This is a genomic window from Micromonospora reichwaldensis (assembly GCF_031845925.1).
In the GTDB taxonomy this organism is placed as follows: Bacteria; Actinomycetota; Actinomycetes; order Mycobacteriales; family Micromonosporaceae; genus Micromonospora; species Micromonospora reichwaldensis.
In genome coordinates this window covers 36577-59632 of sequence record NZ_JAVRFL010000014.1, presented here as the reverse complement: position 1 = coordinate 59632, position 23056 = coordinate 36577, and the positions used below count along the sequence as shown (strand labels likewise).

Below are 23056 nucleotides of genomic sequence, written 5' to 3'. Positions count from 1 at the left end.
AACGGCCGCCGACCGCGGGCAGCGGTCGACGGCCGTTCCGTCGTTCAGGTGGGCGGGAGGGCGGGAGGGCGGACCCGGGTCAGCGACCGGGGGCGGGCGCGGTGGAGCCGCGGACGACCAGCTCGGGCTCGAACAGCAGCTCGTCGTGCAGCACGCCGGCGCCCTCGATCTGGGTGACCAGCAGGTCCACGGCGGCCTGCCCCATGGTCTCGATCGGCTGCCGCACGGTGGTCAACGGCGGGTCGGTGCAGGTCATGAACGCGGAGTCGTCGAAGCCCACCACCGACACGTCGGTCGGCACCACCCGGCCCAGCCGCCGGGCGGCCCGGATGGCGCCGAGGGCCAGCACGTCGCTGGCGCAGACGATGCCGGTCACGCCGCGCTCGACCAGCTTGGTCGCGGCGACCCGCGCTCCCTCCATGGAGAAGCTGGAGCGCTCCACGTACGCCCTGTCGTCACCCCAGCCCGCCGCCTGGGCCATCGCGTCCAGCTTGCGCCGGGACGGCACGTGCCCCTCCGGGCCGAGCACCATCCCGATCCGGTCGTGCCCGAGCGAGCGCAGGTGCCCGTACGCCTGCTCCACCGCCACCGCGTCGTCCGTGGAGACCCGGGGGAAGCCCAACTCGTCCACCCCCGCGTTGACCAGCACCACCGGCAGGCCCCGGTCGGTCAGCCGGCGGTAGTGGTCGTGCCGGGCGTCGGCGAGCGCGTACGACCCACCGGCGAAGATCACCCCGGAGACCTGGTGGTCGAGGAGCATCTCCACGTAGTCCATCTCGGAGACGCCACCGATGGTGCGGGCGCAGAGCGCCGGGGTGAACCCGCGCTGGGCGAGGGATCCGGTGACCACCTCGGCGAGCGCCGGGAAGATCGGGTTCTGCAACTCGGGCAGCACCAGCCCGACCAGTCGGGCCCGCTCGCCGCGCAGCTTGGTGGGCCGCTCGTAGCCGAGCACGTCCAGCGCGGTCAGCACCGCCGTCCGGGTCGCCTCGGAGACCCCGTCCCGGCCGTTGAGCACCCGGCTGACGGTGGCCTCGCTGACGCCCGCCTTCTTGGCAACTTCGGTCAACCGCTTCGTCACGGCCGCAATCGTACGTCATCCCGATGAAAGAATTGAGCAGCCATCTGCCGGGCGATTGCCTTCCGCTGCCGCGCGCTGCCCGCCATCCGGCATCCGGCATGCGGCCCGGTCGTCAGGACATGTTCCGCAACGCGTCCTCGACCGTCCGGTGGAAGGTCGGGTACGCGTAGATCATCTGCCGGAGCCGGGCGAGCGGCACGGCCGCGTGCACCGCCACCGCCAGACCGGAGAGCACCTCGCCGCCGGCCGGTCCCACCGAGGTCGCGCCGATCAGCACGCCCTGGTCGGCGTCCGCGACCAGCTTGACGAAGCCCTCGTTGCCGGCCTTGTGGATCCAGCCCCGGGCCGACGACGGCAACCGGGCGAGGCCGACCTGCACGTTGACGCCCCGCTCGCGGGCCTGCGACTCGGTGAGGCCGACCGCGCCGACCTCGGGGTCGGTGAAGGTCACCCGGGGCAGCGCCCGGTAGTCGGCGCGCGGCACCGCGCCGGCGGAGCCGCGCACGCCGGTGGTGCCCGACGCGCCACCCGTCGCGCTCGCGGTGCCGCTGGGGTCGGCCCCGCCTGCGGCGCGCCGGGCGTGGTCGAGCACGTCGGCGACGACGATCCCCGCCTGGTACATCGCGACGTGCGTGAACGCCCCCTCGCCGGTGACGTCGCCGACCGCCCAGATCCCCTCCGTCACGTGCAGCCGGTCGTCCACGGCCAGGTAGCGCCGGCCGGCGTCCACCCCGACGGTGTCCAGGCCCAGCTCGTCCAGGTGGGCCCGGCGACCGGTCACCACGAGCAGCCGCTCGGCGGTGAACTCCGCCCCGCCGGCCGTGTGCAGGGTGAAGCCGTGCCCGTCGTGGCCGACCCGCTCCGCCCGTACCCCGGTGTGGATCTCCACCCCGTCGGCGCGCAGCGCGGCGGCGGCCACCTCGGACGCCTCGAGCTCCTCGACGGCGAGCACCCGGTCCAGGGCCTCGACCACGGTGACCCGGACCCCGAACCGGGCGAAGACCTGCGCCAGTTCCAGCCCGATCGCCCCGCCGCCCAGCACCAGCAGCGACTCCGGCAGCTCCTCGACCTCGATCGCCTGCCGGTTGGTCCAGTACGGCGTGTCCGCCAGCCCGTCGACCGGCGGCACGGACGGCCTGGTGCCGGTGCCCAGCACGATCCCGTGCCGGGCCTGGAAGACCCGCTCGCCGACCCGGACCCGGCCGGGGCCGTCGAGCCGGGCGGTGCCCCGGACGAACCGCCCGCCCTTGCCGGTGAAGCGCTGCACCGCGACCGTGTCGTCCCAGGTGTCGGTGGCCTCCTCGCGGATCCGCTTCGCCACCGGCGCCCAGTCGGGCCGGACCTCGGCGGTGCCCGCGAGCCCGTCCACCCGGCGGGCCTCGGCGATCGCGTTGGCCGCCCGGATCATCATCTTGCTCGGCACGCACCCCCAGTACGGGCACTCCCCGCCGACCAGGTCACGCTCGACGCCGACGACGCTCAGCCCCGCCTCGGCGAGCCGCCCGGCCACCTCCTCGCCGCCGACCCCGAGCCCGACCACGACCACGTCCACCAGTTCCGGATCCGCCATCCCGCCAGCATCGCGCACCGCCCGGCGGCCGGCCAGCGGGTCGAGCCGGAATTCCGCTGCCCGCCGGCGTCCCGGCCTCCTACCGTGGCCGGATGCGCACCCGCTTCTCCGCCGTCCACGACTGCTTCGCCGAACTGCTCGCCGAGGGCCGGGAGACCGGGGCCGGCCTGGCGGTCTGGTACGACGGCGAGCCGGTGGTCGACATCGTCGGCGGCCAGCGGTCACCGGGGCGGCCGTGGCTGCCGGACACGCTGGTGAACGTCTACTCCGTCGCCAAGCCGGTCGCCGCACTCTGCCTGCTGGCGCTGGTCGACCGGGGCCGGCTCGACCTGGACGACCCCGTCGTCGACCACTGGCCCGGCTTCCGCGCCCCGGCCACCGTCCGCCAGGTGTTGACGCACACCGCCGGGCTGCCGGCTTTCCCGGTGCCCCGGCCGGCCGCCGCCGTCGCCGACTGGGACCTGCTCTGCGCCGACCTCGCCGCCGCCGAGCCGGAGTGGCCGCCCGGGTCCGTCGCGGGCGAGCACGCCTGGACGTACGGGCACCTGGTGGGCGAGCTGGTGCGGCGGGTCGACGGGCGGTCGGTGGGCCGCTTCCTGGCCGAGGAGATCGCCGGCCCGTGGCGGCTGGACCTCGGCTTCGGCCTGGGCGAGGCGGACCAGCGCCGCTGCGCCGACCTGCGCCACGGCGATCCGGGGTGGCCGGACCGGGTGGCGGGCGAGCCGGGATCGCTCTGGGCGCGGGCGCTGGACAACCCGCCCGGCGGCCGGGACCTGGCGGTGGTGAACAGCCCGCTCTGGCGCGGCGCCGAGGTGCCGGCCGTCAACCTGCACTCGACCGCCGGCGCCCTGGCCCGCCTCTACGCGGGGCTGCTCGCCGGCGGCGTCCTCGACGGCGTACGGCTGTTCAGCCGGGAACTGGTGGCCGAGGCGACCCGGGTCCAGTACGACGGCGACGACCTGCTGCTCGGCCGGCGGACCCGCTGGACGCTGGGCATGCAGTGGGAGGAGGACGGCAGCTGGGGCATGGGCGGGATCGGCGGCAGCTCCGCCTGGGCCGATCCCGGACGCGGCTACACCTTCGCGTACGCCACGGCGCACCTGGCCGACCACGACCGGGTCGACGCCCTGGCGGACGCCCTGCACTCCTGCCTCTGACCGCACGGCCGGCGACCGTCGCCGGACGCTTCGACCAGCTCGTCATCTCCGACCACCACCCCTGGCCCGATCCGACGAGCGCCGCCGACTGGCCGCGACTGCCGCCGACCTCCGGCTGACGGGCTGACGGTCAGCGGCGGGCGGCCGTCACGGGGTCGGCACGGCCAGCGGGCCGGGCACCCGGGCGGGGCCGGGGATCACCACCGGCGTACCGGCGGGGGTGAGCAGGGCGCGAGCGGCCACCGCCAGCCGGCGGCGCTGCGGCACCAGCGCCCGGTCGACGAAGACGTCGTAGTCCCGCGCGGCCACCTCGTCCAGGATCCCACCGTAGAGCGCGTACGCGGTGCGCATGCAGGCCTGCGAGGCGGGTGCGAGCAGGGTGATCCCGGGAGCCGCGGCGACGTAGTGCGCCTGGGCGCGGGTCACCTCGTACGCGATCAGCTCCCGGATCCGGGACGTGGCGCGGCCCCGGGCGCGCGCCTCGGCCAGGTCCTCCCGGGTGACGCCGAACAGGGCCAGGTCGTCGTCGGGCAGGTAGGTCCGCCCCCGGTCGAGGTCCTCGGCCACGTCCCGGATGAAGTTGGTGAGCTGGAAGGCGAAGCCGAGCTGGCGGGCCGGCTCCCGGGCCGCCGCCGGGTCGGAGCTGCCCAGGATCGGCAGCATCATGGTGCCGATCACCGCCGCCGAGCCCTCCATGTAGTCGAGCAGGTGGTCGTAGGTGCGGTACGAGGTGACCGTCAGGTCCATCGCCATGCTCTTGAGAAACGACGCGAAGTCGTCCCGGTCGAGATCGAAGACGGCGATCGTGTGCAGCACGGCGGGGAGCAGCGGGTCGTCCACCGGTTCGCCGTGCAGTCCGGCGACGAAGCGGCCGGCCCAGTCGTCGAGTCGGGCGGCGCGCTCGGCCGGCGGGAGTTCCTCGGTGCGGTCGACGATCTCGTCGGCGTAGCGCGTGAATCCGTACAAGGCGTGCACATGCCGCCGTTTCCAAGCGGGCAGCAGCCGGGTGGCGAGATAGTAGGTGCGGCCGTGCCGTTTGTGCAGCTCACGGCAGCGGTCATAGGCAGCGGTGAGATCGGTGTCCACCGGCCCTCCTCATTTATCGACGCACAAATCGACGCAACTCGTAAGCCTAGGGTACGCTCGGTCACATGGCCAACGACGCAGTTGCGGGTAACTCGCTCCGCGTGGCCCCCGCCGGCCCGAGCGACGGGGACGACCCGGTCCGGGCGGTCCTGGCCGCGTACACGAATGACCTGGTCACGGCGGTGCAGGACGCCCTCGCCGCCTTCCTGGCCACCGAGGTCGACGCGTTGCGCGAGATCGACGCGGCGATGGGCGGATTCGCCGCGACGGCGCGCGACTGCGTGCTGGCCGGCGGCAAGCGCGTCCGCCCCACGTTCGCCTACTGGGGGTGGCGCGGCGCGCCGGGCGGCACGGGTCCGCTGCCGACGGTGCTGCCGGCCTTCGCCGCACTGGAACTGCTGCACACCTTCGCCCTCGTCCAGGACGACGTGATGGACGCCTCCGCGACCCGCCGTGGCCGGCCCACCGCGCACGTGGCGCTGGCCACCCGGCACGCCGCCGCCGGCCACCGGGGCGACCCGCGTCGGTTCGGCGAGGCGGTCGCCGTGCTGATCGGCGACCTCTGCATGGTCTGGGCCGACCGGCTCCTCGCGCACGCGACGCTGCCGCCGGCCCGCCTGCTCGACGTGCGGCGCTGCTACGACCAGATGCGCGTGGAGACGATCGCCGGGCAGTACCTCGACGTGCTCGGCGAGAGCGACGCGGCGAACTGGTCCGTCGACCGGGCGCTGCGGGTCGCCCGCTACAAGACCGCGAGCTACACGGTGCAGCGTCCGCTGCTCTTCGGCGCCTGCCTGGCCGGCGTCGGCGGCGACGCCCCGCTGACCGCCGCGTACACCCGCTACGGGCTGGCCGTCGGCGAGGCGTTCCAGCTCTGCGACGACCTGCTCGGCGTCTACGGCGACCCGGCGACCACCGGCAAGCCGGCCGGCGACGACCTGCGCACCGGCAAGCCGACCGTGCTGCTCATGCTGGCCCGGCAGCTCGCCACCCCGACCCAGCGGCACGCGCTGGACGGCCTCGGCGCCGACGCGGGGGACGCGGAGGTCGCCCGCCTCGCCGAGGTGGTCGCCGACACCGGGGCGGTCGACCGGGTCGAACGCATGATCTCCGACCGGGTCGACGAGGCGCTGACCGCCCTCGGCACCGCGTCGATCGACGAGACCGCGCGCACCGCGCTCACCGGCCTCGCCACCGCCGCCACCAACCGGCGGGCATGATGGGCAACTTCGCACAAGGAGGTGGTCGCGTGCGCACCGTCGACGGGCGTACGGACCGGGTGGTCGTCGTCGGCGCCGGGCTGGGCGGGCTGGCCTGCGCGCTGCACCTGGCGGGCAGCGGTCGGCAGGTGACCGTGCTGGAGCGCGAGCCGGTGCCGGGCGGCCGGGCCGGCCGGCTCGGCGTGGACGGCTACGAGTTCGACACCGGACCCACCGTGCTCACCATGCCCGACCTGATCGCCGAGGCGCTCGGCGCGGTCGGCGAGGAGCTGGACGACTGGCTCGACCTCACCCCGCTCGATCCGGCCTACCGGGCGTACTACCCGGACGGGTCGACGCTGGACGTCATCACCGACACCACGCGGATGGCCGCCGAGATCGCCCGGGTCTGCGGCCCGCGCGAGGCCGACGGCTACCTGCGCTTCGTCGACTACGCGCGCAGGCTCTGGCAGTGGGAACGCGCCGACTTCATCGAGCGCAACCTGGACGCGCCCACCGACCTGCTCACCGGCAACCTTGTCAAGCTGCTGGCGGGCGGCGCGTTCCGCCGGCTCCAGACGAAGATCAACCAGTTCTTCCGGGACCCGCGCACCCAGCGGATCTTCTCCTTCCAGGCGATGTACGCCGGCCTCGCCCCGCACGACGCGCTGGCCATCTACGCGGTCATCGCGTACCTCGACTCGGTGGCCGGCGTCTACTTCCCGCGCGGCGGCATCCACGCGGTCTCCCGCGGCATGGCCGGCGCCGCCGAGAAGCACGGCGTCGAGATCCGCTACGACACCACGGTGGCCCGGGTGGAGACCGCGCACGGCCGGGCCACCGGCGTGGTGACCGCAGACGGCGAGCTGATCCCGGCCGACGTGGTCGTGCTCAATCCCGACCTGCCGGTCGCCTACCGCGACCTGCTGCCGCCGAGCCGTCCGCGCCGGCTCACCTACTCCCCTTCCTGCGTGGTCCTGCACGTCGGGTCGACCCAGGGGTATGGGAAGATCGCCCACCACAACATCCACTTCGGACGGTCGTGGAAGGGCACCTTCGATGAGGTCATCCGGCGGGGCGAGCTGATGAGCGACCCGTCCCTGCTGGTCACCAACCCGAGCCGGACCGACCCGTCGGTGGCGCCCACCGGGCGGCACACCTACTACGTGCTCGCCCCGGTGCCCAACCTCGACCGGGCGCCCTTCGACTGGCGGGGCGACCTCACCGAGCGCTACGCCGACCAGCTCGTCGGGACCCTGGAGGAGCGCGGCTACGTCGGCTTCGGGGCCGGCGTCGAGGTGCTGCGGGCCGTGACCCCGGCCGAGTGGGCGGAGCAGGGCATGGCGGCCGGCACCCCGTTCGCCGCCGCCCACAGCCTCTTCCAGACCGGCCCGTTCCGCCCGTCGAACCTGCACCGGACGCTGCCGAACGTCGTCTTCGTCGGCTCGGGCACCCAGCCCGGCGTCGGCGTGCCCATGGTGCTCATCTCCGGCAAGCTGGCCGCCGGCCGGATCACCGGGGCAGCCTGATGGCCCTCCCCCTCGGACCCTGGAGACACCTGCCGTGACCACCCGCGAGAAGCATCTCGTCGAGCTGGTCGACGACGCCGGGCGGCCGCAGGGCGAGACCACCGTGGCCGCCGCCCACCAGCCCCCGGGCCAGCTCCACCGCGCCTTCTCGGTGCTGCTCGTCGACCCCGACGGCCGGGTGCTGCTGCAACGGCGGGCGCCGGTGAAGACCCGCTTCCCGCTGCGCTGGGCCAACTCGTGCTGCGGCCACCCGACGCCGGGCGAGTCCCTCGTCGAGGCCGCCAACCGCCGGCTGCGCGAGGAGCTCGGCGCCGGCCCGGTCGAGCTGACCGAGGTCGGGGTGTACGTCTACTACGCCGAGGACCCGGTCACCGGTCGGGTCGAGTTCGAGTACGACCACGTCCTGCGGGGCGAGTTCCGGCCGGGCGACCCGCTGCTGCCCGACCCCGACGAGGTGGCCGAGCTGCGCTGGGTGGACCCCCTCTCGCTGACGGCCGACCTCGACGCCGACCCCCGCGCGTACGCACCATGGCTGGGCGGGGTGGTGAACCGGCTGTTGGCCCCCTCGGGGCCGGCCGTCGGCCCCCCGGGTCCGGCCGGCAGCCCGCCCGGCCCGCCGGCGAACGACGCCTCGGAGCGGTCGGGTGGCCGATGAGGCGCTGAGCGCGGGAGCCGTCGCCCGACGGCTGGGCGTCGCCGTGACCACCCTGCGCACCTGGCACCAGCGCTACGGCCTCGGGCCCAGCGAGCACGTCCCCGGGCACCACCGGCGCTACACGCCGGCCGACCTCGCGCGCCTGGAGATCATGCGACGGCTCACCGCCCAGGGGGTCACCCCGGCGGAGGCCGCCCGCTGGGCCCGCCGGGCACCGGACGCCGTGCCCGCCGACGCCGCCGTACCCCCACGGGTGCGCGCCGTCGCCGGCCGGGACGGCGGCGGTTCGACGATCCCGGTCGGCCGGGCCGGGCCGGCGGCCCGGGGGCTGGCCCGCGCCGCCATGCGGCTGGACGCGGTCGCGATCGGCGAGACGATCGCCCGGGCCGTCCAGGCGGACGGCGTGATCGCCACCTGGGACGGCTTGCTGCGCCCCGTGCTCTTCGGCATCGGGGAGCGGCACGCCGCCACCGGTGGACTGGTCGAGGTCGAGCACCTGATGTCGCGCTGCGTATCGGAGGCGTTCGCGGTGGCCGCCCGGGCCGGCGCGCCCGCCGGCCCACCGCGCATCGTGCTCACCTGCGCCGACGAGGAGCAGCACACCCTGCCGTTGGAGGCGCTCGCCGCCGCGCTCGCCGAGGCCGGGGTCGGCTACCGGATGCTCGGCGCCCGGATGCCGCTGCCCGCGCTGCTCGAGGCCGTCAACCGGACCGGGCCGGCCGCCGTGGTGATCTGGTCGCACACCCGGGCCACCGCCGACCCCACCCAGCTCAACGCCCTGCTCGCCGCGCCCCGCCGGCCACTGCTGGTGCTCGCCGCAGGGCCGGGCTGGCTGGCGGACTCGCTGCCCGCCGGGGTGGTGCGGCCGGTCGACCTCACCGAGGCGGTCTCGCTCGCGCTCGCCCTACGCGACTCCCTGGACCAGGCGACGGCGGACTGACGGGGGTGCCGAGGGCGGGACGCCGTCCACTAGCGTCGGGAGGTCCGCCGACCCCGACCCCCTCCGGGAGCGAACGATGCGCCTACGCGCCGTGCTGGCCATCGGCCTGGCCCTGATCCTCCTCGGCGGCTGCGGCGACGGCACCGCGACGGATCGGCGGGCCGCCGGCCCCGACCCCGTCGCCTCGGCCCCGCTGCCGGCCGAGCCGACTCCGTCGGCCGCCCCGCAACCGACCCGCGGCACCCCGCCCAGACGTCTGGTCCGGCCGCTGCCGCCGAAGCTGCCGGCGGGGCTGCGTCGCACGACCGGCGCACGGACGGTGGCGTTGACCTTCGACGACGGGCCGGACCCGACCTGGACGCCGAAGGTCCTCGACCGCCTCCGGGCGGCCAAGGTCACCGCCACCTTCTGCGTGGTGGGCAGGCAGGCCCGGCGCCATCCCGACCTGGTCCGGCGGATCGTGCGGGAGGGCCACCAGCTCTGCAACCACAGCTGGAACCACGATCTGGATCTCGCCCGGCGTCCGGCCGCCGAGATCCGACGGGACCTCCTGCGCACCAACGCGGCCATCCGGGCGGCGGTGCCGGGCGTCAAGGTGCCGTTCTACCGGCAGCCGGGCGGCCGGTGGACGGCCGAGGTGGTGACGGTCGCCGGGCAGCTCGGCATGCGGTCGCTGCACTGGCACGTCGACCCGCAGGACTGGGGCAAGCCGACCGCCGCGACGATCGCCAAGCGGGTACGCGCCGCGGCCCGCCCCGGCTCGATCGTGCTGCTGCACGACGGCGGCGGCGATCGGGCCGCCACGCTGGCCGCCAGCCCACGCCTGATCGCCGACCTGAAGCGCCGCTACGGGATCGCCCGGCTCCGCTAGAGCCCGCTGACCTGCGGTTTTGCGGGGCGTTGTGGCCAGGGCCATACCGGTTTGGTCGACGGACCGATCATCACGTAAGCTATCCAAGCCTCCGGCGGGGCCGGATGGGAGCAAGTCCGCTTGAAGTTGCGAGTGTGCAATGATGGCGGGGCCGCCCTCATCGTCTAGCGGCCCAGGACGCCGCCCTTTCAAGGCGGTAGCACGGGTTCGAATCCCGTTGGGGGCACGGTCCGGCTTCGGCCGGAGGCAACAAAGCTAGGTCCTGTGGAGCAGTTGGAGTGCTCGCCGCCCTGTCAAGGCGGAGGTCGCGGGTTCAAGTCCCGTCAGGACCGCCAGCGGAGAACGCCGCGCCCTGCGCGGCGTTCTGCGTATCGGGGCATGTGACCCTTCCGGCGGAGAACCCGCCGTGCGGGTAGCATGAACCGAGCAACACGGCCAGGTAGCTCAGTTGGTACGAGCGTCCGACTGAAAATCGGAAGGTCGGCGGTTCGACCCCGCCCCTGGCCACATAGCCTTTCGCCGGGCTACTGAAGCGCCGACCAGCGGAAACGCCGGTCGGCGCTTCTGCGTACAGGGCGGGCGGCTCCGGCGGCCCTCGACGTGGCGGCGTCCCTGCTACCTTGCGTCTTCCGGAGCGGCCGACGTCCCGGGTGACCAGGACGAGGACGAGCCCCGGGGGAGGAGCGCGTGCCCACCGTCGACATGCCCGCACTGCGCGAGCGGATAGTCGCGAGCATCTGCGCGACGATCGGCCCGATGCTGGAGGGACGCGCATCGGAGGAGCTGTACGCGGTGGCGCTCACCACGGACAGTGACGTCGTCACGGTGACCCTGTTGGCGCACACCGAAGAGGCTCTCCAGGCGCTCGTCGAGGCCGACGACGCGTACGCCGACGGCTACCGCTGGTGGCCCGACGAGTGGGCTGTCACGGACGACCACAAGGCTGCCGGGCCCGACGTCGAGTCGATGGTGCAGATCAGCCGGGACATGTTCGACACCCACGACTCCCTCGGCGACGACGACGAGGCTCACGGCCAATGGTGCCTCCGGGCCCGCGCGACGCTGGAGGACGCCCTGGGCGACCACCGCGTCCGGGCGAGCATCGCCGAGATCAACGCCGCCTGGCATCCCGTGCTGTTCGTCACGGACACGGACGGCAACGCGCATCTCACGGTACGCAGCATCGACCTCCTCAACGAGGGCCACCCGAACCCCGACCTCGTCGCTTCCGCCCGCGACTTCTTCGACGAGACGGACGGTGGCTGACGGTCGTTTGCCGTAACCCCTTCTTGGCGACGCCTATCGCCGCTACGCGACCGGAGTGACCGCCTCCTGCCCGGCCTGGGCAGGATCTGCCGGCAGCACGGCACGGAGTTGGTGCTCTAGCGCCGGAGCAGGGCGAACCATCCCGCCCCGGTGACGGCAAGGAGGAGTGCCACCACGAACAGGGTGCGCCCGGCCAGGAAGGGCATGGGAACGAGGAACGGCGCCTGCTGGACCAGGAGGCACGCGCCGAGCAGCGCCTGGCTGCCGCCGATGCGGGCGGGTTGGGACCGCTGGCTCGCCGTGAGGCGGGCGACCCGCACCCACGCCGAGGGAAACCGTCCCGACACGGCGACACGCACGCCGAGAGCGATCATGGCCAGGCTGAGGACCACGATCACGAGGCGTACGGCGATCCACACCGGGTCCGGATCACTCAGGCTCATGCGGTCCATCCTGCAAGGAACGTCAAGGTCCCAGCCCGTACCGGCAGGGCCCGTCCCCTCGGCTCGGCCGCGGCTGTCGGGGGTACGCAGTACGGTCCCGCCATGGCAGCCAGAATCAGCCTGACCCTCGACTGCGCGGACGCGAAACTCCTCGGCGAGTTCTGGAAGACGGCGCTGGGCTACGTGGACGAGCCGCCGCCCCCGCCCTACCGGACCCGTGCGGAATGGCACGCGAGTTTCGACCTGCCGGAGGACGACCCGGTGGACGACGTGGCGTGGCTGTGCGATCCCGACGGCGTCGGGCCCGCGCTCTCCATCCTCAGGGTCCCCGAGCCGAAGACGGCCAAGAACCGACTGCACATCGATGTCCGGGTGCCGGGCCACGGCACCCCGGACGAGCGGTGGGCGCGGATCAGGGCCGAGTCCGAGCGACTGGTGAAGGCGGGCGGGAGCGTCCTGGGGGAGTTCACCGGGCACCACATCGTCATGGCCGATCCGGAGGGCAACGAGTTCTGCGTCGCCGCGACCTCGGCCTGACGGCGCGTCGGCCGTCCGCCCCGGCTCCTGTCGACGGACGGATCCGGGACAGCGGCAGGCCGCCCGGCTCTGCCAGGCTGTTCACCGACCCGCCCTGGTTCGTCTGCGGCGGGCCGGCGCGACGGGGGGACGGAGCGTGGCCGAGCAGTCGGCACCGCTGGTGGTGAACTCAGGACGCCTGGCGGTGGGGCAGATGGTCGTGGTCGGCGTGGCGGCCGCCCTGTTCCTGCGCAGGACCGACGGCGGCCCGTGGCTGCTGTTCGCCTTCTTCGTGGGGGTGCACGCCGTGCTGCTCGCCGGCGTGGCGACGCTGCTGACGCTGACCTACCTCCTCGGCACGATCACCCGCCACGGATCGCTGCTGACCGAGAGCCCCGGCCGCCGGTGCGGCTGGACCCTGCTCGTCTGGGTCGGCGGTGCCGCACTCGTCGGCTACGGGCGTGCCGCCCTCGGCCACCTCGGTTTCGATCCCGACCGGCACCCCGAGGTCGGTCACTGGTTGCTGGGCCTGGGCGTGGCAATGGTGGTGGGCCTGTCCACCCGGTCGCGACAGGCACGGATCGCCTCCGCCGCCACCATCGCACTCTTCGTCGTGGTCACGGTCGCACTGCGAGTCCTCGACTGATCATCCCGGGCACCCGGGCCCGGACACCTGGGGCCGGAGGGGATCGACGAATTCGGTTGCGACGGGTGCCCGCGCTGCGGTTGTGTGCGGTCATGCCTACGGACCGTGTCGACTCGTACTTCGTCTGCGGCACCCCGCGCACGGGCAGTTCGCTCCTGCTCGGGTTGCTGGAGTCCACCGGTCTTGCCGGTCGCCCCCAGGCCTACTTCCGCTCCCCGGACGAGCCGCTGTGGGCCGACCGGTGGCAACTTCCCCGCGGGGCGGACGGCGGCTTCGACTACGCCGACTTCGTACGGGCCGCGCTCGCCACGGGCCGGACCGGCAACGGAGTGTTCGGCGCGAAGCTCATGTGGGGAACGCTCGAGGAGGTGGTCGCGAAGCTCGCGGCGGTCCATCCCGACCTCGACGGCGACGACGTCGCGCTGCTGAACCGGGCGTTCGGCCGCACCGGCTTCGTCTTCCTGCGACGCGACGACGTACTGGCACAGGCGGTGTCGCGGCTGCGCGCCGAGCAGACCGGCACGTGGTTCGTCGGCGGCAGTGGGGAGATCAGCGGCGACGTGGGCAACGGGCGGACGCCCCGCTTCGATGCGAACGGGATCAGGCACTACATCGAGGAGATCCGGGAGCACAACGCGGCCTGGGAGGCGTGGTTCGCCTCGTGGGGGATCCGACCGCACGTCGTGCGCTACGAGGACCTGGCCGAGGACATGGCCGCCACCACGCGCGGCGTCCTCGACTTCCTGGGGCTCGACGTGCCCGAGGGCGGCTGTGCCGTCATCGCGCGTCACCATCGCCAGGCCGACGAACTCAACCGGCAGTGGATCGCCCGGTACCGGGCGGCGGTGACCGACGCCTGATCCGTCGGCCGGCGCGGCTCTCCGCCGGCTCCTCGAACCACGGATGCGTCAGGGCGACCGGGCCGCCGTCACACCGGCCCGGCCCTCGGCCCGTGGACGCCCACCACGGGGCCGCAGGCAGGCCCGCCCGCTGGGTCAGCGCCGCTGTTGGCGGTGCTGGGCAATCCCGCCCTGGATCGCCTCCCAGACGCTCCGGCCGGCCTGCCTCAGCGTCTCCCCCGCCTGCTCGGCGATCTGGGCGGCACTCGGTGCGCCACCACCGCCACCGCCTGAGGTCTCGGGCTGCTGCCGGCCCTGCCCGCCCTCGGGCTGCTGCCGGCCCTGCCCGCCCTCGGGCTGCTGCCGGCCCTGCCCGCCCTCGGACGGGCCGCCCGACGGCTCACGCTGCCCGGCCTCGGGCCCGCCACCGGACCCGCCGGCACCCCGATCCCCGCCGCCCGCTCCGGCCGTACCGCCCCCGGGCCCGCCGACCCTCTCACCGCCCGGCTGCTGAGCGCCCTGTTCCGCGCGCCCCGGCCGCCGCCCGCCCTGCTCCGCGCCGCCCTGCTCCGCGCCGCCCTGCTCCGCGCCGCCCGGCCGCTGTCCGCCGCCCTGCTCGCCACCTGGCCGCTGCCTGCCACCCTGCTCGCCCTCTTGCGAACCACCCGGCCGCTGTCCGCCGCGCTCCGCGCCCGGTTGCGAACCGCCCTGCTCCGCGCCGCCCTCTTGCGAACCACCCGGCCGCTGCCCGCCCTGCTCCGGAGTGCCCTGGCCGTGCTCCCGTTCCTCGGGTCCGCCCGGCTCCCGACGGGCCGCCTCGTCGCCCTCCTGCTCGCGGGCGCGCTGCGCCTGGCCCTGCTCGCCGCCGCCGCCCGACCCGCTGGCGAGGCCACCACCCCGCTGGGCCTGCTCGGCGCCCGGCTCCCCGCCCTGCCCTCGGCCGCCCGGCTCACCGCCCTGGCCGGCTCCGGGCTTGCCTCCCCGGCCGCCCGGCTCCCGCAGTGACTGGTCGGCGACCGCGCCGATCGCGCCCACCTGCTGACCGAGATCGTCGGTCGCGCCGCCGGCCCGCTCCAGCGGGCGCTGCTCCCCGGGGCCAATGGGCTGCTCAGCCCCGCCGCCCCGCTCCCCCGGCCCGGCGAGCTGCCCACTCAGGTTGGCCAACTGCTGGCTGGCCCGGTTCACGTCGTCCATCGAGGCCGTCGCCGTACCCGACAGCGTCTGGATGACCTGCGGGTTGCGGTCGATGGTGGTCAGCGCCCGGTCGAGGATCTGCACCAGCTTCTCCAGCCGCACCTTGAGCAACGCCTCGGCGTGCACCCCGGTGATGTCCAGCTCTACGCCCTCCAGGTGTACCCGTACCCCGGCGTCGAGCTGGAGGAGGTTGGCCAGCCGGGCCCGCAGGGAGACGTCGGCGTCCAGCCCGTCCACGGCGAGCCGGATCGAGTCGACCGACACCTCCGGGATGTCCAGCAGGACGTCCGGCTCGTTCTCCCCACCCCGGCGGGCGGGTTCCGCTTCCCCGTCGCGTCGCCCCGATCGGCCGCCGGACCGGTCGTCGTCCCGCTGCTGCGCGTTCTCGCTCATGCTCCCCGCTCCGCATTCTCCGGCCGGGCCGGCCGGGACCGTTCGGCGCGGGTACCCGCTATCCGGCCGAACATCCCGCCGGCCCGGCGACACGACCGGTCACGGGTCGGCGCGCGGGCGTCTTCCGGCGTACGGATGGGCGGCCCGAAGACAGCAATCACGAAGCTGCGCACCCAGGCATGAGCCGGTATGGTCCGGGCCTATGGGACAGGAGATGGCTGACCCGGCCGGCATCCGGCAGGAGTCCGAACGATTCGCGTTGCGCAGCGCCCTCCTGGTCCCCGCTCCCGCGCAGCGGGCGTTCGAGGTGTTCACCGGCGCCCTGGCGCAGTGGTGGGTGGTGGAATACACCTGGTCCGGGCCGGAGCAGCTCGCCGACCTGGGCATGGAGCCGCGCGGTGGCGGGATGCTCTACGAGATCGGTCCGCACGGCTTCCGCTGCGACTGGGGCCGGGTGCTGACCTGGGATCCGCCCGAGCGGCTGCTCTTCACCTGGCAGATCGGGGCCGACCGGGCACCGGTGCCGGACCCGGCGAAGGCGAGCGAGGTGGAGGTGCTCTTCCACGCGGACGGGCCGGAGCGGACGCGGGTGACGGTCGAGCACCGGCACTTCGACCGGCACGGCGAGGCCGCGGAGGGCTACCGGCAGGCGCTGACCGCCGGCTGGCACGAGCTGCTCACCCGCTACGCCGCCAGAGTGGCCGACCGTAGCGCCGACTGACCGGCTTCCAGCCGGACAGCGACCAGGGCCCGATCGCCCGGGCCACGCGCCACCGCCGTCACGCACCACCCGGCCCACGCGCCAGCGAGGCCAACTGCCGCCACGTACCGCCAAAGGCTGCGGCGGGTCAGCGGCCGAGGCCGGGACGCGCGCCCGGCGCGGTGGCGACGCCCCGGCCGCCGAGGTCGGCGCGGCGGCCCGCCTCGGCGCCCGAGCCGAACCCGCCGCCGGCCAGCCGGCGCGGCGCGGCGGTACGCAGCCGTGGGTACACCTCGGCGACGCGGTGCTGGACCCGGTCCGACCGGTCGGCCAGGACCAGTGCCACCGAGGGCGCGCCCGCCTCGGCGACCGCGCCGGCCTCCGCCGCCCGCAGCCGCACGCCGATCACCTGGGCGAACCCGGCCAGCCACGAGCGCCGGAAGGCGGCGACGTGCGCGCCTGGCGGCACCTCGGCGCCGGCCAGCCCGTGGGCGGCCTGCACCAGCAGCGACGTGAAGAGCAGCTCGACCCGTTCCAGGTCGCTGGCGAAGCCGAACAGGTGCATGGCGAAGCCGGCGCCCTCCCGACGACGGACGCAGCGGCAGCGCAGCGGATCGGCGACCGCGGCGAGCAGGCCGGCCTTGTCCCGCGCGTACGGGGCGACGACCTCGACCACCCGGTCGCCCACCGGGTCCGTGGCCGGGTCCCGGGCTGCCAGCACCGCCCGGTCCACGCCGTAGCGGGCGATCAGCTCGGTCGCCTTGGCCATGAACGCGGCCGACTCGGCGGGGGTGCAGGCCGGGTCCTCGGCCTGCGCCAGCAGCTTGCGCACCTTGCTGAGCATGGCGTCGGACATGCCCTCAGCCTGTCACGGCGGTCCGGCCCCGCCGCGCCACGTCCGGCCGGGGCGCCCAACGGTCCGGCGGGCGCCCGACCGTCCGGCCGGCGGGCGCCCAGCGGTCCGGCCGGCGAGCGCCGTCGTCCCGGTCCGTGCCGTCGGGCGGCACGAACGGTCAGGCGGTCCGACTACGCAGCGTCGCCACGGTCGAGCCGGCGAGCGTGAGCAGGCACTCCGGCAGCAGCCCGTCGGCCGCCGCCGCCCCGAACAGCGCCTCGCCGGTGTCGTCGTCGGCGTTGGCGTACGCGCTCACGAAGCGCGCCACCCAGCGGGTGTCGTAGCCCGCCTCCTCGATGCCGGGGAAGTCCAGCGCGCACGTGCCCGGCGGCACCGGATCGCCGACCATGGTGGCGGCAAGACACCAGGCCACCCCGTACGCGCCGGCCAGGCCGGACCGGTCGACGACCGCGTCGAACGCCCCCGCCACCGCGTCGCCGTCCCCGGCCAGCGCCGAGCGGAGCACGGCGGTCGCGTCGTCAAGCGTCTGCTGTGGTGAGTCCGTCACCCACAGCACGGTAGAGGGGAGGGTCAAGCCATCCACTGGCGGTCACTTTCCGTAGTCAGGGCGGGCGACCTGCGGATTGAGCCGCATCCGTGGTCCCGCCGCACGGCCCAGCACGCTAATGTGCGCAGCGGACCTTCGCCGGAGGAAGGACGACCATGTTCAAGTCACGCGCCTCGCGGGCGGCCACCCTGGCTGCCTGCGCGACGTTCCTGCTCGCCACGAGCGCCTGCGGGACCGAAGAGCCCGAGGAGGCCGCCACCCAACAGGTGCGCCTCTACGGCACCGACGGCAACATGCTGAACTCGTACCCTGCCGAGCTGAAGGACCGCGCCGGCCTGGTCGACGGCATGAAGGGCACCACGCCGCTCACGCCCCTGCCCGAGGACTTCAAGAACCGGCTCCGGTCCGTCGACCCGAAGCTGGGCGACTTCCTCTACTCCGCCGAGGCGTACGACGCGGTGGTGATCAGCGCGATCGCCGCCCAGCTCGCGGGCTCGACGGATCCGGCCGCCATCGCGAAGCAGATCGTCGGGGTCACCAACGACGGGCAGCGCTGCGAACGGGTGGCGGAGTGCCTGACCCTGGCCCGCGCGGGCCGGGACGTGGAGTACCGCAGCGTCTCGCTGACCCGGGCCGGCTTCACCGACGCCGGCGAGCCGTCCACCGCGAGCTACGGCACGCTGCACTTCGACGGCCAGCGGCTCAACGACGGCAAGACGGAGTTCGTCGGGGCCGGCGACGAGTCGGCGGCGAGCACCAAGGCCCCGCCGAAGGCGAAGAAGCAGCGCGGTGACCAGAACGACCGCAGCGACGGCTCGCCGCTGGTCCTGGGCGGCCTGCTGTCGCAGACCGGTGACCTGGCCCTCGCGTACCCGCCGATCTCCGCCGGCACCAAGCTGGCGATCAGGGAGATCAACGCGGCGGGCGGGGTGCTCGGCGAGCCGGTGGTCTGGATCGACGGCGACGACGGCACCAACCCGGCGGTCGCCAAGGCGACCGTGGCGAGGCACGTCGCGCAGAAGGTCCACGTCATCATCGGCGCCAGCGCCTCCGGCATCTCCCGCGCGGTGCTGCCCGACGTGGTACGGGCCGGGAAGGTGCTGTTCTCCCCGTCGAACACCGACGCCAGCCTCACCGAGCTGGACGACGACGGCCTCTACTTCCGCACCGCCCCGCCGGACAGCCTCCAGGGCCGGGCGTTGGCCGACGTGATCCTCCGCGACGGCCCGCAGAAGATCGCCATCGTCGCCCGTAAGGACTCCTACGGCGAGGGCCTCCAGGGCACCGTCCGGGCCGAACTGGAGCGGGCCGGCATCGGCGGCGACCGGCTCAAGCTGCTGACCTACGACCCGCCGGCGGACGCCAAGGCGAACCCGGTCGACTTCGGCGCGGGCGCGAAGGAGATCAAGGACTTCGGCGCGGAGGCAGTGCTGGTCATCGGCTTCGCCGAGTCCGCGCAGGTGATCCGGGCCCTCGCGGACGCCGGCGTGCAGATCCGGCACTGAGTCACCACCCGTCCGTGTGTAAGGAAGGGCCCCTTCCTATCGCCTAGGCGATAGGAAGGGGCCCTTCCTTACACCCCGGGGCTCAGCGGGGGCGTCGCCGCTCGAGGAACTCCGTCATCCGCCGGTGCTTCTCCTCGTCCTCGAAGAGCACCGCCTGGCTGACCAGGTCGAGGTGCGGGTGCGCGGCGGCCGGCGCGTCGACCGCCAGCTTGGTCAGCCGCAGCGCCAGCGCGGATCCCTTCGCCATCTCGTCGAGCAGCCCGTGCGCCGTGGGCAGCAGCTCGCCGGGCTCGGCCACCACCCGGTTGACCAGCCCGATCCGCAGCGCCTCCTCGGCGTCCACCCGCCGGCCGGTGAAGAGCAACTCCTTGGCCCGGGCCTCCCCGACCAGCGCCGGCAGCCGGTGGGTCGCACCTGCGCCGGCCAGGATCCCCAGCCGGACCTCCGGCTGGCCGAACACCGCCCGCGCCGTGCAGACCCGCAGATCGCAGGCGTACGCCAGCTCGGCGCCCCCGCCCAGCGCGGGCCCGTCCACGGCCGCCACGGTCGGCATCGGCAGCGCCCGGATGCGGGCGAAGGCCGCCGAGTTGATCGCCGCGAGGGCGTCCAGCCGGCCCCGCTCGCGAAGCTGCCCGATGTCCGCCCCACCGGCGAAGATCCCCTCGGTGCCGCCGGTAAGCAGCAGCAGGCGGGGCCGCGCCTCCAGCTCCGCGCAGACCTGGTGCAGCTCGGCGATCAGGTCGGCGTCGATGGCGTTGCGCTTCTCCGGCCGGTCTAGCGTCACCACCAGCCGGTCCGGCTGCTCCTCGATCCGCAGCCCACTCATGAGCGGGTCCCGCCTTCCCAGCGGTAGAAGCCCTGGCCGGACTTCTTGCCCAGGCGGCCGGCGGCCACCATCTCCTCGAGCAGCGGCGGCGGGGCGAACCGGTCCCCGTACGCGGCCTGGAGGGTGCGCGCGATGTCGAGCCGCACGTCCAGCCCGACGATGTCGGTCAACTCCAGCGGGCCGACCGGGTGCCGGTAGCCGAGCACCATCGCCTTGTCGATGTCGGCCGGGCTGGCCACCCCGTCGGCGACCATGCGGATGGCCTCCAGCCCGAGGGTGACCCCGAGCCGGGAGGTGGCGAAGCCGGGCATGTCGCGTACGACGACGGGGTCCTTGCCCAGCCGGCCGGCGAGCGCGACCGCCGCGGCGGTGGTCTCGTCCGCGGTGGCCGGGCCGACCACGACCTCCAGCAGGGCCATCGCCCAGACCGGGTTGAAGAAGTGCAGCCCGAGGAAACGCTCGGGCCGGGCCAGCCCCTCGGCCAGCGCAGCGATCGGAATGCTGGAGGTGTTGCTGCCCAGCAGCGCCGGCCGCAGCGCCTCGGCCTCGCGCAGGACCGCCCGCTTGAGGTCCGGCCGCTCCGGTACGGCCTCCACCACCACGGCCGGCTCCTCGGCGACCTCGGCGAGCCCCGCGCGCAGCGTCACCCGCTGCCGGTTCGTCGCGGCCCGGTCGGCGTCCAGCTTGCCGCGCTCCACCGCCCTGTCCCACAGCTCCCCGAGCCGCTCGACGGCCGCCGCGCCCCGGGCCCGGTCCACTTCGACCAGCTCGACGGCGTGCCCGGCCCCGGCCGCCACGTACGCGATGCCGAGCCCCATCGTGCCGGCCCCGACGACGACAAAGCGGTCGCTCATGACGCCTCCCTGTCTCCGGTGGCGGGACGGGGTCGACCCGCGCCCCGCCGCCCGCTCCACTCGCTCATGGGCCCGACCCTATGCAGCGGCGATCTCCCCGGCATGCGTGGGGGCGCGCCGGATCGGGTACCACGGCACCCAACCGAGGGAAGGACGGCCCAGATGAGCCAGGCACCGGAGACCGTGCACGCCGCGGACGCGGCGGAGACCGTGGAGACCCGCGGGGACGAGCGGGTCGACCTGCTGCGCGCCGACACCAACAACGACGGCCGCACCGACGTCTGGGTGGCCGACACCGACGGGGACGGCAAGCCCGACCTGTTCCAGTTCGACACCGACGGGGACGGCAAGGTGGACATCACGATGGTCGACCTCGACGAGGACGGCACCCCGGACGAGGTGGTCGACGGCGACGGCGGCCTGCCGCCCGAGCAGCTCCCCCCGACCGTCCAGGTCTGAGCCCGACGCCGGTTCCCGCCGGGTTCCCACGCCCCGGCGGGAGCCCGGCGCGGTGTCTACCCAGATGTTAGGAAGGGGCCCTTCCTCTACCGTAGGCGTTAAGAAGGTGCCCTTCCTTGCACCCTCCGCCCGGTCGTCAGCCGGCGAGGCGCAGGGTCGCCAGGTAGTACGGCGCGTCCCGGTCGTCCACGTCGGTCAGTCGCCAGCCGGTGCCCCGGACCAGCTCGGCCAGCTCGTCCGGGGAGCAGACCAGGTAGTCGAACCACTCGGTGCCCAGTTCCCGGTAGCGCAGCCGGAGCCGGAGCTGCCCACCGAACCGGCCCCGACGCCGGTTGCGCTCGTGGTAGCCGGTGTGCACCGGATCCCGGGTGCCGTACGGGTCGGTGCCGTGGGCGATGACCTGTGCTCCCGGGCGGGCCAGCGCCGCCAACGCGGCCAGCAGCGCCGGCCCGCGTTCCCGGCCCTCCAGCAGGCCCACGTTGTTGCCCAGCAGCAGGAACGTGTCGTAGCGGCGGCCGTCCGCGACGTGGGCGTCGACAGTGCCGTGCACCAGGTCGCGTACGCCCCGGCGGCGGCAGACGGTCAGCGCCCCGGCCGAGGTGTCCAGCCCGGTGACGGGCACGCCCCGTTCCTGGAGCAGCAGCGCGATCCGGCCCGCCCCGACACCGACGTCCAGGGTCGCGCCCCGGACCCGGTCCACGGCCCGGTGGTCGTACGGCTGCCAGTCGGCCGGCCCGTCCAGGTAGTGCGCGGCGGGGGCGCCGTTGATGAGCCCGTCGTCCCGCTCGATGATCTCGATGACCGGTCGCGGCAGCCGCCCGCCGGCCAGCGGGCGGGGGCCGACCCCGGTGGCCACGGCGTACGCGTCGCGCAGCATCTCCCCGAACACGTCACCGATCCGTGGCTGTCCCGTCACGGGCTTCACGCTATCCGGCCGGTCAGTCAGCCGCACCGGTCGTATCCTGGCGGGGTGACCACCCTGGACCGCCTCGGCGCGGAGAAGTACATCCTGCTCACGACGTTCCGCAAGGACGGTCGGGCGGTGCCGACCCCGGTCTGGGCGGTGCGCGACGGCGACGCGCTCTGGGTGTGGTCGGCGGCGGACGCCGGCAAGGTGAAGCGGATCCGGCGCAGCGGCGACGTCACGGTGGCGCCGTGCGACGTCCGGGGCCGCCCGCACGGCGAGGCGGTCACCGCCCACGCGACCCTGTGCGACGCGGCCGGCACCCGGCGGGTACGTGAGCTGATCAAGCAGAAGTACCGGATGATCGGCCGGCTCAGCCTGCTCGGCAGCCGCCTGCGTCGCGGCGGGAGCGGCACGGTCGGCATCCGGGTCGTCCTCGCGGACCGGCCGCCGGCCGGCGGCTGATACCGCGCCCGCCGCCGTACGCGGGCGGGGTCAAGGACGCGACGGAGGGCGGCGGACCATGTCCGCCGCCCTCCGTTCACACCTGTTTGTATCCCGGTCGGTCAGTCCCCCTGGCGCTGCTGGGGGATCTGTCCCTGCAACAGGGCCCTGACCTCCGACTCCCGGTACCGACGGTGTCCACCCAGCGTGCGGATGGCGCTGAGCTTGCCCGCCTTTGCCCACCGGGTCACCGTCTTCGGGTCGACACGGAACATCGACGCCACCTCGGCCGGTGTGAGTAGCGGCTCTGGTTCGTGCGTTCGCGATGCCATCGGTCACTCCTCCACATGTATAGACATCGGCCGGGGTCCCGCCGGTCGACGCGTCTCCCATGGTCCGGCTAGTCCCCGATGTCCGACATGGGCCGAACGGCCGAACGTCCCTAGACGGACGGATGAACCATGCCCGATTTATGCGACTTTTACACGGCAGAAAGTACCTTATTCGGACTCATGATCACGGTTCGTGATGCGTCGACTACGAACTCGCCTCGACTTGGGAGCGCTCCCTGGGCGA

The 23056-nt window shown here is 74.4% G+C and carries 25 protein-coding genes and 3 tRNA genes; 17 read left to right on the top strand and 11 right to left on the bottom strand.

Features of this window, described 5'->3' with window-relative positions; all coding sequences use genetic code 11:
- Window positions 1–79: 79 nt before the first annotated feature.
- Together RM555_RS14045 and RM555_RS14040 are read right to left on the bottom strand one after the other, a co-directional pair.
- A complete protein-coding gene (locus RM555_RS14045; RefSeq protein WP_311412144.1) occupies window positions 80–1081 on the bottom strand; it encodes a LacI family DNA-binding transcriptional regulator in 1002 nt (333 codons plus the stop codon).
- 112 nt (window positions 1082–1193) lie between these two features.
- Entirely contained in the window at window positions 1194–2651 is a 1458-nt protein-coding gene (locus RM555_RS14040) for a dihydrolipoyl dehydrogenase family protein (protein WP_311412143.1), read from the bottom strand.
- 92 nt (window positions 2652–2743) lie between these two features.
- On the opposite strand from RM555_RS14040, the gene RM555_RS14035 reads away from it, so the two are divergent.
- Window positions 2744–3808, top strand: coding sequence for a serine hydrolase domain-containing protein (locus RM555_RS14035; protein ID WP_311412142.1), 1065 nt, complete (start codon window positions 2744–2746; stop codon window positions 3806–3808).
- Between the two features lie 147 nt (window positions 3809–3955).
- Here RM555_RS14035 and RM555_RS14030 read toward each other — a convergent pair whose 3' ends face one another.
- Complete coding sequence (locus RM555_RS14030; RefSeq protein WP_311412141.1) at window positions 3956–4894, bottom strand: phytoene/squalene synthase family protein; 939 nt, start codon at window positions 4892–4894, stop codon at window positions 3956–3958.
- Window positions 4895–4959: 65 nt separating this feature from the next.
- Between RM555_RS14030 and RM555_RS14025 the strand changes: the two genes are divergently transcribed.
- The 9 genes from RM555_RS14025 (at window position 4960) to RM555_RS13985 (ending at window position 11354) form a co-directional block, all read left to right on the top strand.
- Window positions 4960–6114, top strand: coding sequence for a polyprenyl synthetase family protein (locus RM555_RS14025; protein WP_311412140.1), 1155 nt, complete (start codon window positions 4960–4962; stop codon window positions 6112–6114).
- Window positions 6114–7622, top strand: a complete 1509-nt coding sequence (crtI, locus tag RM555_RS14020; RefSeq protein ID WP_311412139.1) for a phytoene desaturase family protein — start codon at window positions 6114–6116, stop codon at window positions 7620–7622. The genes RM555_RS14025 and crtI overlap by 1 nt, the downstream gene beginning before the upstream one ends.
- A gap of 34 nt (window positions 7623–7656) precedes the next feature.
- Window positions 7657–8277, top strand: a complete 621-nt coding sequence (gene idi, locus RM555_RS14015) for an isopentenyl-diphosphate Delta-isomerase (protein ID WP_311412138.1) — start codon at window positions 7657–7659, stop codon at window positions 8275–8277.
- The gene (locus RM555_RS14010) at window positions 8267–9217 is read left to right on the top strand and encodes a MerR family transcriptional regulator (protein ID WP_311412137.1); all 951 of its coding nucleotides are present in this window, start codon (window positions 8267–8269) and stop codon (window positions 9215–9217) included. Before idi ends, RM555_RS14010 begins: the two co-directional genes overlap by 11 nt.
- A gap of 76 nt (window positions 9218–9293) precedes the next feature.
- Complete coding sequence (locus RM555_RS14005; RefSeq protein WP_311412136.1) at window positions 9294–10088, top strand: polysaccharide deacetylase family protein; 795 nt, start codon at window positions 9294–9296, stop codon at window positions 10086–10088.
- A gap of 153 nt (window positions 10089–10241) precedes the next feature.
- Window positions 10242–10314, top strand: a tRNA-Glu gene (locus tag RM555_RS14000).
- A gap of 32 nt (window positions 10315–10346) precedes the next feature.
- Window positions 10347–10423: transfer RNA gene (locus tag RM555_RS13995), tRNA-Asp, on the top strand.
- A gap of 98 nt (window positions 10424–10521) precedes the next feature.
- Window positions 10522–10595: transfer RNA gene (locus tag RM555_RS13990), tRNA-Phe, on the top strand.
- 180 nt (window positions 10596–10775) lie between these two features.
- A complete protein-coding gene (locus tag RM555_RS13985) occupies window positions 10776–11354 on the top strand; it encodes a DUF4303 domain-containing protein (RefSeq protein WP_311412135.1) in 579 nt (192 codons plus the stop codon).
- A 116-nt stretch (window positions 11355–11470) separates the two neighbouring features.
- On the opposite strand, the gene RM555_RS13980 is transcribed toward RM555_RS13985, so the two are convergent.
- Window positions 11471–11797, bottom strand: a complete 327-nt coding sequence (locus RM555_RS13980; RefSeq protein ID WP_311412134.1) for a hypothetical protein — start codon at window positions 11795–11797, stop codon at window positions 11471–11473.
- Between the two features lie 102 nt (window positions 11798–11899).
- Between RM555_RS13980 and RM555_RS13975 the strand changes: the two genes are divergently transcribed.
- From RM555_RS13975 to RM555_RS13965, 3 genes are all read left to right on the top strand, one after another.
- Window positions 11900–12334, top strand: a complete 435-nt coding sequence (locus RM555_RS13975) for a VOC family protein (RefSeq protein ID WP_311412133.1) — start codon at window positions 11900–11902, stop codon at window positions 12332–12334.
- A gap of 136 nt (window positions 12335–12470) precedes the next feature.
- Complete coding sequence (locus RM555_RS13970; RefSeq protein ID WP_311412132.1) at window positions 12471–12959, top strand: hypothetical protein; 489 nt, start codon at window positions 12471–12473, stop codon at window positions 12957–12959.
- Window positions 12960–13051: 92 nt separating this feature from the next.
- Window positions 13052–13819, top strand: a complete 768-nt coding sequence (locus RM555_RS13965) for a Stf0 family sulfotransferase (protein ID WP_311412131.1) — start codon at window positions 13052–13054, stop codon at window positions 13817–13819.
- A gap of 135 nt (window positions 13820–13954) precedes the next feature.
- On the opposite strand, the gene RM555_RS13960 is transcribed toward RM555_RS13965, so the two are convergent.
- Window positions 13955–15385, bottom strand: coding sequence for a hypothetical protein (locus tag RM555_RS13960; RefSeq protein WP_311412130.1), 1431 nt, complete (start codon window positions 15383–15385; stop codon window positions 13955–13957).
- A 202-nt stretch (window positions 15386–15587) separates the two neighbouring features.
- Between RM555_RS13960 and RM555_RS13955 the strand changes: the two genes are divergently transcribed.
- Window positions 15588–16106 (top strand): SRPBCC family protein, encoded by a 519-nt coding sequence (locus RM555_RS13955; protein WP_311412129.1) that lies wholly within the window; start codon window positions 15588–15590, stop codon window positions 16104–16106.
- A gap of 127 nt (window positions 16107–16233) precedes the next feature.
- Here the strand turns inward: RM555_RS13955 and RM555_RS13950 are convergent, their stop codons facing one another.
- Both RM555_RS13950 and RM555_RS13945 read right to left on the bottom strand, forming a co-directional pair.
- Window positions 16234–16941, bottom strand: a complete 708-nt coding sequence (locus tag RM555_RS13950) for a DUF2786 domain-containing protein (protein ID WP_311412128.1) — start codon at window positions 16939–16941, stop codon at window positions 16234–16236.
- A gap of 157 nt (window positions 16942–17098) precedes the next feature.
- On the bottom strand, window positions 17099–17488 hold the full coding sequence (locus RM555_RS13945; RefSeq protein ID WP_311412127.1) for a hypothetical protein: 390 nt from the start codon (window positions 17486–17488) through the stop codon (window positions 17099–17101).
- A gap of 155 nt (window positions 17489–17643) precedes the next feature.
- Between RM555_RS13945 and RM555_RS13940 the strand changes: the two genes are divergently transcribed.
- A complete protein-coding gene (locus RM555_RS13940; RefSeq protein WP_311412126.1) occupies window positions 17644–18993 on the top strand; it encodes an ABC transporter substrate-binding protein in 1350 nt (449 codons plus the stop codon).
- An 82-nt stretch (window positions 18994–19075) separates the two neighbouring features.
- On the opposite strand, the gene RM555_RS13935 is transcribed toward RM555_RS13940, so the two are convergent.
- Together RM555_RS13935 and RM555_RS13930 are read right to left on the bottom strand one after the other, a co-directional pair.
- Complete coding sequence (locus RM555_RS13935; RefSeq protein WP_311412125.1) at window positions 19076–19819, bottom strand: enoyl-CoA hydratase/isomerase family protein; 744 nt, start codon at window positions 19817–19819, stop codon at window positions 19076–19078.
- A complete protein-coding gene (locus tag RM555_RS13930; RefSeq protein WP_311412124.1) occupies window positions 19816–20673 on the bottom strand; it encodes a 3-hydroxyacyl-CoA dehydrogenase family protein in 858 nt (285 codons plus the stop codon). Before RM555_RS13930 ends, RM555_RS13935 begins: the two co-directional genes overlap by 4 nt.
- Window positions 20674–20835: 162 nt before the next feature.
- Here RM555_RS13930 and RM555_RS13925 point away from each other — a divergent pair, with 162 nt between their 5' ends.
- Complete coding sequence (locus RM555_RS13925) at window positions 20836–21132, top strand: hypothetical protein (protein ID WP_132235132.1); 297 nt, start codon at window positions 20836–20838, stop codon at window positions 21130–21132.
- A gap of 136 nt (window positions 21133–21268) precedes the next feature.
- On the opposite strand, the gene RM555_RS13920 is transcribed toward RM555_RS13925, so the two are convergent.
- A complete protein-coding gene (locus RM555_RS13920; RefSeq protein WP_311412123.1) occupies window positions 21269–22048 on the bottom strand; it encodes a class I SAM-dependent methyltransferase in 780 nt (259 codons plus the stop codon).
- A 54-nt stretch (window positions 22049–22102) separates the two neighbouring features.
- Here RM555_RS13920 and RM555_RS13915 point away from each other — a divergent pair, with 54 nt between their 5' ends.
- Window positions 22103–22501: a PPOX class F420-dependent oxidoreductase gene (locus RM555_RS13915; RefSeq protein ID WP_311412122.1), complete on the top strand. Its 399-nt coding sequence runs from the start codon at window positions 22103–22105 to the stop codon at window positions 22499–22501.
- A gap of 101 nt (window positions 22502–22602) precedes the next feature.
- Here the strand turns inward: RM555_RS13915 and RM555_RS13910 are convergent, their stop codons facing one another.
- The gene (locus RM555_RS13910) at window positions 22603–22812 is read right to left on the bottom strand and encodes a BldC family transcriptional regulator (RefSeq protein ID WP_007073996.1); all 210 of its coding nucleotides are present in this window, start codon (window positions 22810–22812) and stop codon (window positions 22603–22605) included.
- Window positions 22813–23056 lie beyond the last annotated feature (244 nt).

Coding starts and splice junctions, on each gene's coding strand:
- RM555_RS14035 (WP_311412142.1), top strand. CDS start 2,744: ATGCGCACCCGCTTCTCCGCCGTCCACGACTGCTTCGCCGAACTGCTC.
- RM555_RS13965 (WP_311412131.1), top strand. CDS start 13,052: ATGCCTACGGACCGTGTCGACTCGTACTTCGTCTGCGGCACCCCGCGC.
- crtI (WP_311412139.1), top strand. CDS start 6,114: ATGGGCAACTTCGCACAAGGAGGTGGTCGCGTGCGCACCGTCGACGGG.
- RM555_RS13910 (WP_007073996.1), bottom strand. CDS start 22,812: ATGGCATCGCGAACGCACGAACCAGAGCCGCTACTCACACCGGCCGAG.
- RM555_RS14005 (WP_311412136.1), top strand. CDS start 9,294: ATGCGCCTACGCGCCGTGCTGGCCATCGGCCTGGCCCTGATCCTCCTC.
- RM555_RS13980 (WP_311412134.1), bottom strand. CDS start 11,797: ATGAGCCTGAGTGATCCGGACCCGGTGTGGATCGCCGTACGCCTCGTG.
- RM555_RS14025 (WP_311412140.1), top strand. CDS start 4,960: ATGGCCAACGACGCAGTTGCGGGTAACTCGCTCCGCGTGGCCCCCGCC.
- RM555_RS13940 (WP_311412126.1), top strand. CDS start 17,644: ATGTTCAAGTCACGCGCCTCGCGGGCGGCCACCCTGGCTGCCTGCGCG.
- RM555_RS13935 (WP_311412125.1), bottom strand. CDS start 19,819: ATGAGTGGGCTGCGGATCGAGGAGCAGCCGGACCGGCTGGTGGTGACG.
- RM555_RS14040 (WP_311412143.1), bottom strand. CDS start 2,651: ATGGCGGATCCGGAACTGGTGGACGTGGTCGTGGTCGGGCTCGGGGTC.
- RM555_RS13960 (WP_311412130.1), bottom strand. CDS start 15,385: ATGAGCGAGAACGCGCAGCAGCGGGACGACGACCGGTCCGGCGGCCGA.
- RM555_RS13950 (WP_311412128.1), bottom strand. CDS start 16,941: ATGTCCGACGCCATGCTCAGCAAGGTGCGCAAGCTGCTGGCGCAGGCC.
- RM555_RS13955 (WP_311412129.1), top strand. CDS start 15,588: ATGGGACAGGAGATGGCTGACCCGGCCGGCATCCGGCAGGAGTCCGAA.
- RM555_RS13930 (WP_311412124.1), bottom strand. CDS start 20,673: ATGAGCGACCGCTTTGTCGTCGTCGGGGCCGGCACGATGGGGCTCGGC.
- RM555_RS13975 (WP_311412133.1), top strand. CDS start 11,900: ATGGCAGCCAGAATCAGCCTGACCCTCGACTGCGCGGACGCGAAACTC.
- RM555_RS13925 (WP_132235132.1), top strand. CDS start 20,836: ATGAGCCAGGCACCGGAGACCGTGCACGCCGCGGACGCGGCGGAGACC.